The sequence below is a fragment of the Pseudomonas sp. FP2338 genome (genome assembly GCF_030687515.1).
Taxonomy (GTDB): Bacteria; Pseudomonadota; Gammaproteobacteria; order Pseudomonadales; family Pseudomonadaceae; genus Aquipseudomonas; species Aquipseudomonas salomonii.
Map to the genome: position 1 here is coordinate 3,107,281 of NZ_CP117436.1, position 13,296 is coordinate 3,120,576.

Here is a 13,296-nt window from a genome sequence, read left to right on the forward strand (position 1 = left end):
GCAAGCCAGCTCCCACTTGGGCACTGCGGCGCTGAAGAAAAGTGATTCACATACCGGCAATAAGAAAACTAAGGAAGGTCACCGTGAACAAACGCAAACCAGGGTTAATGATCGCCACTCACACAGGCCCGAGCTACCCGCTCAAGGCTTTGAGCTGCGTGCCATATGGCGCGTTGCTGTGCTGCCTGGCAAGTCTGGGGACCGCCCAGGCCGCACCCTATGTGGAAACCGGCAAACTGGGCGACGCCGCCAGTTGGCGCAGCAACGAGTTCAAGGCCGACTGGGGCCTGGGCGCCATCCATTCAGACACCGCGTATGCCGCCGGCTACACCGGCAAAGGCGTCAAACTGGGCATCTTTGACCAGCCGGTGTATGCGCAGCACCCGGAGTTCGCCAGCCCCAACAAGGTGGTGACGATTGTCACCGAAGGCATCCGCCAATACACCGACCCGTATATTCCGGTAAAGGCCGGCGATGCGTTCCGCTATGACGGCACGCCGTCCAAGGACTCCAACGGCAAGCTGGGTAACCACGGCACCCACGTCGGCGGGATTGCCGCCGGTAACCGTGACGGCGGGCCGATGCACGGCGTGGCGTTCAATGCGCAAATCCTCAGCGCCGAAAACGGCGACCCAGGCCCGGAAGACGGGATCATCCTCGGCAACGACGGCGCGGTGTACAAGGCCGGCTGGGATGGGCTGGTGGCCAGCGGCGCACGCATCATCAACAACAGTTGGGGCATCGGCATTGGCGATCAATACGCCAAGGGCGGCCGCGATCCGGCGTTCCCCAACTTCACGGTCAATGAAGCCCAGGCGCAGTTCAACAACATCCGGCCGATCCTCGGCACCATCGCTGGCGGCGCCTACCAAGGCGCAATCGATGCCGCCCGCAGCGGCGTGCTGACCATCTTTGCTGCCGGTAACGACTACAACCGCAACAACCCGGATGCGATGTCGGGCCTGGCGTACTTTGTGCCGGAAATTGCACCGAACTGGCTGTCGGTAGCGGCCTTGCAGCAGAATCCGGACACCGCGAGTGCCAACCCGTATGTGATCAGCACCTTCTCGTCGCGCTGTGGTTATGCGGCAAGCTTTTGTGTGTCGGCGCCCGGCACCAAGATCTTCAGTTCGATCATCAACGGCACCGACCTGAGCAACCTGACCAGCGACTGGGCCAACAAAAACGGCACCTCCATGGCGGCGCCCCATGTGGCCGGCGCAGCGGCGGTGCTGATGGAGCGCTTCCCCTACATGAGCGGCGAGCAGGTCGCCACCGTGCTCAAAACCACCGCCACCGACCTCGGCGCACCGGGCATCGACGCGTTGTATGGCTGGGGCATGATCAACCTGGGCAAAGCAGTCAACGGGCCAGGGATGTTCGTCACCGCCGAGGATATTCCTGCCGAGTTCCGTATCGACGGCGCCTATGGCAGCAGCCAGTTTGTCGCCGACTTGCCAGGCATCGGCGCCGTGGTGGACGCCGGCAAACCGACCCAGCGTCTGTGCACTGACGTGCATTGCGGCCTGGATGTGTGGAGCAATGCCATCTCCGGCCATGGCGGCCTGACCAAGCAAGGCATCGGCACGCTGGTGCTGAGCGGCACCAACACTTACAGCGGGCCGACCCTGGTCAACCAGGGCTTGCTGGCGATTAATGGTTCGGTCACTTCCGACGTCACGGTCAGCCAGACCGGTGTGCTCGGAGGCTCGGGCCGTATCGGCTCGCTGACGGCCAAAAGCGGCGGCACCGTGGCGCCGGGTAATTCCATCGGCACCTTGAATGTGGCGGGCAACGTGACCTTTGACGCGGGTTCGACCTACGCGGTGGAGCTGTCGCCCACCAGCAGCGACCGCATTGTTGCCGGCGGCACCGCCACGCTCAATGGCGGCACCGTGACCCTGGCCCTGGAAAACAGCCCGACACTGCTGACTAATTCCCAGGCACAAAGCCTGATCGGCCGCCAGTACAACATCCTGCAAGCCGCTGGCGGGGTGACCGGCAGCTTCGGCGCAGTGCTGCCGAACTACCTGTTTATCGGCGGCACCCTCAACTATGCCGCCAACGGCGTGCAACTGGACGTGGCGCGCACCAACAGCTTCGCCAGTGTGGCGGTCACGCCGAACCAGCGTGCGGTCGCGGCGGCGGCGGACCAGTTGGGCGCAGGCAATGCGGTGTATGAAAGCCTGTTGCTGGCGCCGAATGCGGCCTCGGCCCAAGGCGCGTTCCAGCAGCTCTCCGGCGAAATCTACCCGGCGCTGCAAAGTGCGTTGATCAACGACAGCCGTTACGTGCGCGAAGCCGTGGGCGAACGCCTGCGCCATGGCGAGATGGGCGCCGGCAGCGACACCCTCGACAGCCGTGGCAACGTGTGGGTCAAGGCCTTGGGCGCATGGGGCAAGACCGACAGCCGCAGCGACACCGCGGGCTACACCACGTCGCTGGGCGGCATGCTCGCCGGTGTGGATGGCGCGCTGGATGAGTCGACGCGTATCGGTTTGGTCGCCGGCTACAGCGACACCTCGTTGAACATGGGCAACGACACCCACTCCCGTGCCTCGGTCGACAGCTACCACTTCGGTGCCTATGCCGGGCATGAGATCGGTGCCTTGCGCCTGAGCGGCGGGGCGACCTACAGCTGGCATCGCGGCGATGTAAAGCGTGACCTGCAATACGGCGATGTGGCCGGCAAGCAAAAGGTCAAAGTCGACGCGAGCAGCACCCAGGTGTTCGGTGAGGCAGCTTACCGCGTCAACCTGCAACCGCTGGCCCTGGAGCCGTTCGCCAACCTGGCCTATGTGCATCTGAACACTGATGGGTTCACCGAAAAGGGTGACGCCGCCGCGCTCAAAGGCCACGACGACACCCGCGATGTGGTGCTGAGCACCCTGGGCGTGCGCGCCTTGAAGACCTTTAACGTGAACGATCACCAGCAGCTGGAAGTGTCCGGCACCCTGGGCTGGCAGCACAACCTGAGCAGCACCGATTCCGAGCGGCACCTGGCGTTTGCCTCGGGCGGCCCGGCGTTCGCGGTGGAAAGTGCGCCGATGGTGCGTGACGCGGCGTTGGTCGGTGCGCGGGTCAGCCTGGCGTTGAGCAAGGATGCGCGGGTGAACTTTGATTACAACGGCCTGCTGGCCAGCAAGGACAAGGTCCACGGGGTGGGGTTGAGCCTCGACTGGGCGTTCTAAAAGGCTTCACCCCTTGTATGGGGTTGGGTTTATGTGGGAGCCGGGCTTGCCCGCGATGCAGGCAACTCGGTGTGTCAGTGACACTGAGGTGAGTTTATCGCAGGCAAGCCAGCTCCCACATAAAGCCAGCGTCCAACGCTAAAACGTGTTTTTCGCTTTCTCTACAAATCCAACAACAGAGAGGCACTACCATGGGTATCTTTGACTATAAAAACCTCGGCACCGAGGGCTCCAAAACGCTGTTCGCCGATGCCATGGCGATCACGCTGTATTCCTACCACAACCTGGATAACGGCTTTGCCGTGGGTTACCAGCACAATGGCCTGGGGCTTGGCTTGCCGGCCACGCTGGTGGGGGCGTTGCTGGGCAGCACGGATTCACAAGGTGTGATTCCCGGCATTCCCTGGAACCCCGACTCGGAAAAAGCCGCGCTGGAAGCCGTGCAAAAAGCCGGCTGGACGCCCATCAGCGCCAGTGCCCTGGGCTATGGCGGCAAGGTCGATGCGCGCGGCACTTTCTTTGGCGAAAAGGCCGGCTACACCACGGCCCAGGTCGAGGTGCTGGGCAAGTACGATGACGCCGGCAAACTGCTCGAAATCGGCATCGGCTTTCGTGGCACCTCGGGGCCACGGGAAAGCTTGATCACCGACTCCATCGGCGACGTGATCAGCGACCTGCTGGCGGCCTTTGGCCCCAAGGATTATGCCAAGAACTATGCGGGCGAAGCCTTTGGCGGCTTGCTCAAAAATGTCGCCGACTATGCCGGTGCCCATGGCCTGAGCGGCAAGGACGTGGTGGTCAGCGGCCATAGCCTGGGCGGGCTCGCGGTCAACAGCATGGCGGATTTAAGCGACAACAAATGGTCGGGGTTCTACAAGGACGCCAACTACGTGGCCTATGCCTCACCGACCCAGAGCGCGGGCGATAAAGTGCTGAACATCGGCTACGAAAACGACCCGGTGTTCCGCGCGCTTGACGGCTCATCCTTCAACGTGTCGTCCTTGGGCGTGCACGACAAACCCCACGAGTCGACCACTGACAATATCGTCAGCTTCAACGACCACTACGCCTCGACGTTGTGGAATATCCTGCCGTTTTCCATCGTCAACCTGCCGACCTGGGTCTCGCATTTGCCCACCGGTTATGGCGACGGCATGACGCGCATCCTCGAGTCCGGCTTCTACGACCAGATGACCCGTGACTCCACGGTAATCGTCGCCAACCTGTCCGACCCGGCGCGGGCCACCACCTGGGTGCAGGACCTCAACCGCAATGCCGAACCGCACAAGGGCAATACCTTCATCATCGGCAGCCACGGCAATGACCTGATTCAGGGCGGCAAGGGCGCAGACTTTATCGAAGGCGGCAAAGGCAATGACACGATCCGCGACAACAGTGGGCATAACACCTTCCTGTTCAGCGGCAATTTTGGCAATGATCGGGTGATCGGCTACCAAACCACGGACAAGCTGGTGTTCCAGAATGTGGAAGGCAGCACCGACCTGCGCGACCATGCCAAAGTGGTCGGTGCCGACACGGTGCTGACCTTTGGCGCCGACTCGGTGACCCTGGTCGGCGTCGGGCATGGCGGCCTGTGGGCGGACGGCGTCAGCATCGGCTGATCAATGCCAGTGTTGCCCCCGCCAGCCACCGCCCCAATACGGCCGGTGGGGGTAGCCGTAGCCATAGCTGTAAACATGATGTGGATAGTAGTAAGGCCGTGGGGCGTAACCCCAACGCCCGTAATAAACCGGCGGCGGCGGGGGCGCGACCACGATGACCCGCGGCGGCTGACGGATGATGAGGGTGTCGGCAAACGTCGGTGCACTGGCCAGGGCCGCCAGGCTCAGGGGGATGAGTAACAGCGCGCGTACCGTCCGGGGCATGAGTGCCATGGCCGTCTTTCTCCGTTCTACCGCCTTCGAAGATGAAGGCGGCTTATCGGTTAAACGCCGGGTTGGCGAAAATCCTTCGGTAAATAAATCTTCATCGATCAACGGCGCAGCGCTGCGACGGGTTGGACGGGCCTCACACGTTTAATCACTCGTCGCGAGCTGTTTCGCGCGTCATGTGAGGAACCGAGCATGTCCCGACTTCGATTGCTGCTGTGTGCCCTGGTACTGTTGGGCCTGGGTGGGTGTGCGGTGTACCCGGCCTATCCCGGCCCATGCTGCTACCGGCCGTACTACCACTCGTACTATTACCATCCCTACTATCACCCGTATTACCACCCGTACTACCGGTACTGATCGTTCCCACGCTGTGGGAACGATCAAAATCAAGCAGGTAAGAAAAAGCCCCGCATTGCGGGGCTTTTTACGTTCAGGCGTTTGCTTTCACTTTTCGTTGCGTACCGTGGCAACGTCGTCAGCCTTGATGCGGATGTGCTTGCCGGCGATGTCGGTGAATTCATAGAACCCATCGGCTGTCTTGGTCTTGGGGGTGTCCTTGGTCAAATACTGCGTGCCATTTTGCAATGTCACTACGGTTTGCGTGGAGCAACCGGCCATCAGCAGAAAAGTGAGTGCAACCAGCGGCAGACCCAAATTCTTCATGTTCATTACCCTTACCTTTAACCCTGAAAAGTCCCGCGCCTAAGGCTTCGGGCCACAAATGTTACGCCATCAACTGTCCTATCTGATCACTTTTATACAAAAAGTTGCGTGGGCCATTTATCTATTACTGATTGCAACAGCCCGCCACTGGCGGCACTCTGTATGCATAACCAGTATTTGATCAGTGCGCGACATGGCCAACCCCCTCGACGACCCCTTGTATTACCTGCATAACTTCCGCCAAGTGCTAGTGTGGCTGGGGCAGCGCTATGCCGATTTGCTGGACCCGGACGAAATGCAGTTTATTCAGCAATTTGACAGGTTGCCGCAGCCGTCCCAGGCGTTATTGGTGCGCATGGTGATGCGCAAAGGTGTGCATTTTCGCGGGAGCAAACTCAATTATCTGGAAATTGGCTGCACCCACACGGCGGCGCTTGCGCTGGTGCAGCAGGGCTGGGTCGATCAGCAGGGCCCGTTGAGTGTTGATGAGCTGTTCGCGCTGCTGCAAAAAAGCGAAATCCTCGCCGCCTTCGCGCCATGGATTGACCAACCCAAAGGCAAGAAGGCCGACTGGCTGGAAGGGCTGGCGGCGCAGTTCACCGAGTCACGCAGCTTTGCCCAGTGGTGCCCCGAGCTGAGCGACACGCTCTACAGCCTCACCGTGATGGACCTGTGCGACCGCCTGCGGCTGATGTTCTTCGGCAACCTGCACCAGGACTGGTCGGAGTTCGTGCTGGCTGACCTGGGCATCTACACCTACGAAAAAGTCGAGTTCTGCGCCGAATCCCGTGGCTTGCGTAGCCGTGACGACGTGCATGGTTTTCTGTTCCTGCACCAATGCCAGCAAGCCTTCGAAGCCGGTCAGGCGCTGGACGAGGTACTGGCGCAGATCGTGCTGCTGGCCACCGACAACCCCTGGCTGGAAAAACGCCGGGCTAAATTGCTGTTCCAGATCGGCCAATATTGTGAGCGCAGTGCCGAGCTGGAATTGGCGGCGCAGATCTACCGTGATTGCGCCTATCCCGGCGCGCGCTCGCGCTTGATTCGCGTGCTCGAACGCCAGGAGGAGTACGCGCAAGCCATGGCCCTGGCATGCGCGGCGCAGCAAGCACCGCAAAGCGCTGCCGAACAGCAACACCTGCTGCGCGTGCTGCCACGCCTGCGGCGCAAGCTCGGCGAGCCGGCGCTTCCCAAGGTCAAGCCGCGTGAGGTCACGCGCCTGGACCTGGCACTGGTGCAGGCGCCGCTGATGTCGGTGGAATCCTGCGTGCAGGCGCATTTGAGTGAGCCCGATGCGCCGGTGCATTACGTCGAAAACGGGTTGATCAATTCGCTGTTCGGGCTGTTGTGCTGGGAGGCGATTTTCGCGCCGCTGCCGGGTTCGTTTTTCCACCCGTTCCAGCGCGGGCCGGTGGACCTGCACAGCGAGGACTTTCACCAACGTCGCGCAGCGTTGTTCGCCGCCTGCTTCGAACAGCTCACGGATGAGCGTTACAAAACCACCATCCGCCAGCGCTACGTAGACAAATGGGGCATCCAGTCGCCATTCGTGTTCTGGAACCTGCTCAGCGAAGAGCTGCTGGAACAGGCCCTGACCTGCCTGCCCGCCGACCACCTGCGCTACTGGTTTGAACGCCTGCTGCTGGATATCCGCGCCAATCGCGCCGGCATGCCGGACCTGATCCAGTTCTGGCCGGCGCAAAAGAGCTACCGCATGATCGAAGTCAAAGGCCCTGGTGACCGCCTGCAGGACAACCAACTGCGCTGGCTGGAGTTCTGCGGCGAGTACCAGATGCCCGTCACCGTCTGTTATGTGCGCTGGGCGCAAACCGCTTGAGCTACAACGTTGCGGTACGCGCGCTGTGCGAGTTCACGGCCAAGGTCGGCGACCTGGACCTGCGCTTTACGCCGTCGCCCAGCGCCCAGGAAGGCATCATCGGCCATCGCACGGTAGCCTCGCGCCGTAGCGCCCATTACCAGAATGAAGTGGCGCTGGAAGGCGAGTATCAGCAGCTCAAGGTGCGGGGCAGGGCAGACGGCTACGACCCGGACAGCAATCGCCTGGAAGAAGTCAAAACCTATCGCGGCGACCTCGATGCCCAGCCCGCCAACCATCGCCAATTGCATTGGGCGCAGGTCAAGGTGTACGGCTGGCTGATGTGCCACAAACTCGGCCTGCAAGCGATCGACCTGGCGCTGGTGTACTTCGATATTGTCGGCGAAGGCGAAACCTTGCTGAACCAGCGCTTTCAAGCGGCCGACCTTGAGCAGTTCTTCAACCAGCAATGCGCGCTGTTCCTCGGCTGGGCCCACCAGGAAATGCAGCACCGCGAGGCGCGCAACCACGCCGCCCAGGCGCTGGCGTTTCCCCATGCCGAATTTCGCACCGGCCAGCGTGCATTGGCCGAGTCGGTCTACAAGGCCGTCAGCACCGGCCGTTGTCTGATGGCCCAGGCGCCTACCGGGATTGGCAAGACCGTCGGCACGATCTTTCCGATGCTCAAGGCGTTGGCGCCGCAGCAGCTGGACAAGGTGTTTTTCCTCACCGCCAAGACCCCCGGCCGCAAGCTGGCCCTCGACGCCGCGCACGTGCTCTACACCAGCAGCCCCGACTTGCCGTTGCGCGTGCTTGAACTGGTGGCGCGCGACAAGGCCTGCGAGCACCTGGACAAAGCCTGCCACGGGGATTCCTGCCCGTTGGCCAAGGGCTTTTATGATCGTTTGCCGGCGGCACGCGTGGCAGCGTCCAAGGTGCGCCTGCTGGACCAGCGCAACCTGCGCGAGGTGGCATTGGCCCATGAGGTGTGCCCGTATTACCTGAGCCAGGAAATGGCGCGCTGGGCCGACCTGGTGGTGGCCGACTACAACTACTACTTCGACTTCGGCGCCATGCTGTTCGGCCTGGCCCAGTTGAACCAATGGCGCGCCGCTGTGCTGGTGGACGAGGCCCACAACCTGGTGGAGCGCGCCCGTTCGATGTACAGCGCCAGTCTCGACCAGTACAGCCTCAAGACTCTGCGCGACAGCGCCCCGCAGCTGCTGAAAAAACCATTGCAGCGCCTGAGCCGTGAATGGAACGCCGTGCACAAGGACCAGCTCGCGCCGTACCAGGCTTACGCCGGCAAACCCGACAAATTGCTCCAGGCCCTGAGCCTGTGCAGCAGCGCCATGGGCGATTACTTCAACGACCACCCCGAAGCCCTCAGCGGCGACCTGCAAGCCTTCTATTTCGAGGCGCTGCAGTTTGCCAAGGTGGCGGAGCTGTTCAATGAACACTTCATCTTTGATATCAGCAAGCGCCAGTTCGGTAAGCACAGCGCCTCGACCCTGTGCCTGCGCAACGTGGTGCCCGCCGAATTCATCCGCCCCAGGTTGACCGCCGCCCGCAGCAGTGTGCTGTTCTCTGCGACCTTAAGCCCACGCCACTATTACGCTGACTTGCTCGGCTTGCCTGGGGATACCGCGTGGATCGATGTGGAGTCGCCGTTCCAGGCCGAGCAACTGCAGGTGCGCATCATCGATGCCATCTCCACACGTTTTGTGCATCGCCAAGCCTCCCTGGCGCCGATTGTCGAGTTGATTGCCGAGCAGTTTGCCAAGCAGCCGGGCAACTACCTGGCGTTTTTCTCAAGTTTTGATTACCTGCAACAGGTGGCGCAGTTGATGGCCGAGCGGCACCCGCAGATTGCGCTGTGGTTGCAGTCACGCGGCATGGCCGAAGCCGAGCGCCAAGGGTTTCTGGACCAGTTCACCCAACACAGCCGGGGCATCGGCTTTGCCGTGCTGGGCGGCGCGTTTGGCGAAGGCATCGATTTGCCCGGCACGCGCTTGATCGGCGCGTTTATCGCCACACTGGGCTTGCCGCAGCTCAACCCGGTCAACGAGCAGATGAAAGCGCGCATGGGCGCGATTTTCGGCGCGGGTTACGACTACACTTATTTGTACCCCGGCATTCAAAAGGTCGTGCAGGCGGCAGGCAGGGTGATCCGCAGCCAGCAGGACCGAGGTGTGGTGATGTTGATCGATGACCGCTTTGGCGAAGCCCGTGTGCGGCAGTTGTTGCCGCGCTGGTGGGCGGTGGATGGGATGTAGCCGCTGGAACATCAGTTCAGGCCAAACTCGGTGGAAAATGTGGGAGCTGGCTTGCCTGCTATAGCGGTTTTTCGGTGTACATATCCATTTCTGCGGTAACGGCTGATTATGGTTCCGCTCTTACAGCGGGTCACTTTTGGCAAACGCCCCAAAAGTAACCAAAAGGTCTGTGCCCCACCACTCGGCACCTCGCTCTGGCTCGGTGTGCCCTCACTCCGGCTTGAATCCGTGGGCCGCCGCGATGGGCCATCCTTGGCCCAGCGCGGCTAACCCGGCGTCCTGCCGGGTTACCCACGGATTCAAGCCTGCGTTCGGCCATCGTGGTTAACGGGGCGCCTCAGATCAAAAGCAAGATCAAGATCTACAGCACGGCGGCCTGAAAGCCGACCTGAGTGGTTGAAGCAAAAGCCAGATCAAGTGCAAAGCAAAAGCTTATCTACCTGATGCAACGCGGTCTAAATGTGGGAGCGGGCTTGCTCGCGAATGCGGTATGTCAGTTATAGATGAATTGACTGACCCACCGCATTCGCGAGCAAGCCCGCTCCCACAGTTGACCGCATGCAGTTTTGAATATGAAGTCGACTGCAGATTTGCATGCACTGAATAGCTGCTTTTCTGTGGGAGCTGGCTTGCCTGTGATGCAGACACCTCGGTGTGTCAGGTACACCGAGTTGATGCCATCGCAGGCAAGCCAGCTCCCACCTTTGACCGAGTATGGCTTTGCTGTTGCTGTTGCTGTTGCTGTTGCTCTGGCCCTTACATCCTTCCCGATGACGAAGTCAGCGGTCTTTTGATCTGCGCTTTTGATCTTGATCTGAAATCGCCCCGTCAAACACGATGGCCGGAATTCGACAGGGATTTGGGGGGTAAACCGGCAGGGATGCCGGTTTAGCCGCCCCGCGCCATGGATGGCGCGTGGCGGCGGCCCCCCAAATCACTGTCGGATTGCGGGCATGCCGAGCCACAGCGAGGCACCGAGTGTTGGGGCGAGGACTTTTTGGTTACTTTTGCGTCCTTGCAAAAGTGACCCGCTGTAAGAGCGGAACCAATATCAGCCGTTACGGCAGCAACGGATATGCCCCCCGACCGCCCAGCCCCAAGACCGCTTCAACGTTAATACCCATGCTGCGATGGCATCAACCGGGTGACACTGAAAACCGAGGTGTCTGCATCGCAGGCAAGCCAGCTCCCACACAAGCTAGCTCCCACACAAGCCAGCGCCCTAAGGACGGAGGCACTCCAAAGGACAGGCCGCCACCCCAGTTCAGAAGTCAGTCAACGCACTGATGCGCGGGTTTCCAAGGAGAACCTGAAGGTTGCGCCGTGCCCAGGGCGTTCCACCAACTGGATGCTGCGCCCATGCAATTGCAGGATGCGGTGCACGATGCGCAGGCCCAGGCCGCCATCGCGGCGCGCGCCGCCGATGGTGAAGGCGCGCAGGAACAAGCCTTCACGCAGCTGCGCATCAATGCCCGGGCCGCTGTCGCTGACGGTGACCGCCACGGCACCGCCCTCAGGGGCCAGGATCACCTCGACTTCGCCATTCACCGGCGTATGGCGCAGCGCATTGTCCAGCAGGTTGGTGAGCACCCGCTCGATCAAACCCAGGTCGGCCAACACCGTCGGCACTTTGGGCGGTAGCGTGGCGGTGAGGGTGATGGCGCGGGCTTCGGCGGTGAGTTCGAACTTCTGGAAGATGTCCTGCACCAGATCCGGCAGCGAAAAGCCCTCAATCACCGGCTGCACAAAACCATGTTCCAGGCGCACCAGCTCCAGCAGTGACTGGGCCAGCCCGCCGACCTTGCGGCTCTGGTCCAGGGCGATGCCGAGGTAGCGCCGGCGTTCTTCGGAGCTCAGGCTCGCGTCCTTGAGCGACAGGGTTTCCAGGTAGCCATGCAAGGATGCCAGTGGTGTGCGCAGGTCGTGGGAAATGTTCGCGACCATCTCGCGGCGTTCCTGATCCTGGTGGGTAATGGCGCGCCATTGTTCGCCCAGACGGTTTTGCATCTGCACGAAGGCGTGATCGAGCACCGCGATTTCATCGCCGCTGTCGAGTTCAGGCGCGCTGGTTTCGGTGGCTTTCGGCGCGCCGTTAATGTCGAATTGGCCGACCTTGTCGGTCAGTTGACGCAGTGGCCGGGTGATCCAGGCAAAGGCAAGCAGGCCAGCCATCAGGCAGAGCAGGGCGATCAGGCCGATGGACCACAGGGCGATCTTCAAGGCCATGCCCGTGGCGTCCTTGGCGTCGTACACATCATGGGCTTCGCCCAGCAGCACCACATACAGAAAGCCGGTTTGCTGGCCGTTGGCCTTGAGCGGCGCAGCGCTGAACACTTTGCGCCCGTCGACGCTGCGCGGGTCATCGCCAAGGATCGGCAGCATGGCGCCGCTGAGAAAGCGCCGCACTGGCGCAAGATCCACATGGTCACGCAGCAAATGCCCGCTGGGTGCTGCGTTACCGACCACACGGCCGTCGATATCGAGCAGGTACACCTCGACACTCGGGTTGACCAGCATCAGCTGGCTGAACAGGTTGCGCACGGCATCCGGCTTGAGGCCGTCGGCGTCCATCAGTTGGGTATCGCGGGCAATGTGCGCCGCCAGGTCGCGGGACAAACCTTGCACCACTTCCAGTTCATGCATGTGGTTGGAGCGCACTTGCAGCCACGCCGAGGTGCCGCTGCAGATCACCAGCAACACGGCGAACACCACCGACAAGCGTTGGGTCAGGGTCAGCTTCATGGCGCGCTCTCGGCGAATTTGTAGCCACGGCCCCACACCGTGAGGATGCGCGCCGGGTTGGCCGGGTCGACCTCGACCTTGGCGCGCAGCCGGTTGATATGGGTGTTCACGGTGTGCTCGTAGCCTTCGTGGCTGTAGCCCCACACCGCGTTGAGCAGGTCCATGCGCGAGAAGACTTTGCCGGGCTGACGGGCAAAGAAGTACAGCAGGTCGAATTCGCGCGGCGTGAGGTCCAGGCGCTGGCCTTGCAGGGTAGCGTCACGGGTCAGCGGGTTGATGAACAACGCGCCCAGCTCCAGGCTGCCGGCGTCCATCTTCAGGTTGCGCGCCATGGCGTCGACCCGGCGCAACAGAGCCTTGACCCGTGCCACCAGCTCCGGCATCGAAAACGGCTTGGCCAGGTAGTCGTCGGCGCCCAGCTCCAGGCCGAGGATGCGGTGCAACTCACTGGAGCGCGCGCTGGTGATGATGATCGGTGTGTAGCGCGCCATGGCGCGGGCACGGCGGCAGATTTCCAGGCCATCGACGCCGGGCAGCATCAGGTCGAGGATCAGTGCATCCCAGCCACCTTGCTCGAGCAGGCCCAGGCCTTCGGTGCCGTCGGCGCTGTGCACCACCTCGAACTGCTCGTCGCGCAGGTGCAGGCAGATCAAGTCGGCAATATGGGCATCGTCCTCGACCACCAGGACACGTTTGGGCTGATCCATAACAGAAAA

At 61.8% G+C, this 13,296-nt stretch carries 9 protein-coding genes; 5 read left to right on the top strand and 4 right to left on the bottom strand.

The window, feature by feature from the left end; genetic code table 11:
* Positions 1 to 83: 83 nt before the first annotated feature.
* Entirely contained in the window at positions 84 to 3,191 is a 3,108-nt protein-coding gene (locus PSH96_RS14000; RefSeq protein WP_305459779.1) for an autotransporter domain-containing protein, read from the top strand.
* Positions 3,192 to 3,382: 191 nt separating this feature from the next.
* Entirely contained in the window at positions 3,383 to 4,813 is a 1,431-nt protein-coding gene (locus PSH96_RS14005) for a lipase (protein WP_305459781.1), read from the top strand.
* On the opposite strand, the gene PSH96_RS14010 is transcribed toward PSH96_RS14005, so the two are convergent.
* Complete coding sequence (locus PSH96_RS14010; protein WP_305459783.1) at positions 4,814 to 5,086, bottom strand: hypothetical protein; 273 nt, start codon at positions 5,084 to 5,086, stop codon at positions 4,814 to 4,816.
* Between the two features lie 189 nt (positions 5,087 to 5,275).
* On the opposite strand from PSH96_RS14010, the gene PSH96_RS14015 reads away from it, so the two are divergent.
* Complete coding sequence (locus PSH96_RS14015) at positions 5,276 to 5,440, top strand: hypothetical protein (RefSeq protein WP_164487936.1); 165 nt, start codon at positions 5,276 to 5,278, stop codon at positions 5,438 to 5,440.
* 87 nt (positions 5,441 to 5,527) lie between these two features.
* On the opposite strand, the gene PSH96_RS14020 is transcribed toward PSH96_RS14015, so the two are convergent.
* Positions 5,528 to 5,752 carry a YgdI/YgdR family lipoprotein gene (locus PSH96_RS14020; protein WP_058420249.1) on the bottom strand — a complete coding sequence of 75 codons (225 nt, stop codon included), beginning with the start codon at positions 5,750 to 5,752 and terminating at the stop codon, positions 5,528 to 5,530.
* A gap of 187 nt (positions 5,753 to 5,939) precedes the next feature.
* On the opposite strand from PSH96_RS14020, the gene PSH96_RS14025 reads away from it, so the two are divergent.
* The gene (locus tag PSH96_RS14025; protein ID WP_305459786.1) at positions 5,940 to 7,583 is read left to right on the top strand and encodes a VRR-NUC domain-containing protein; all 1,644 of its coding nucleotides are present in this window, start codon (positions 5,940 to 5,942) and stop codon (positions 7,581 to 7,583) included.
* On the top strand, positions 7,580 to 9,838 hold the full coding sequence (locus tag PSH96_RS14030; RefSeq protein WP_305459788.1) for an ATP-dependent DNA helicase: 2,259 nt from the start codon (positions 7,580 to 7,582) through the stop codon (positions 9,836 to 9,838). Before PSH96_RS14025 ends, PSH96_RS14030 begins: the two co-directional genes overlap by 4 nt.
* Positions 9,839 to 11,113: 1,275 nt before the next feature.
* Here PSH96_RS14030 and PSH96_RS14035 read toward each other — a convergent pair.
* Together PSH96_RS14035 and PSH96_RS14040 are read right to left on the bottom strand one after the other, a co-directional pair.
* Complete coding sequence (locus PSH96_RS14035; RefSeq protein ID WP_305459790.1) at positions 11,114 to 12,580, bottom strand: HAMP domain-containing sensor histidine kinase; 1,467 nt, start codon at positions 12,578 to 12,580, stop codon at positions 11,114 to 11,116.
* On the bottom strand, positions 12,577 to 13,287 hold the full coding sequence (locus PSH96_RS14040) for a response regulator transcription factor (RefSeq protein ID WP_056859975.1): 711 nt from the start codon (positions 13,285 to 13,287) through the stop codon (positions 12,577 to 12,579). The genes PSH96_RS14035 and PSH96_RS14040 overlap by 4 nt, the downstream gene beginning before the upstream one ends.
* Positions 13,288 to 13,296: the final 9 nt, after the last annotated feature.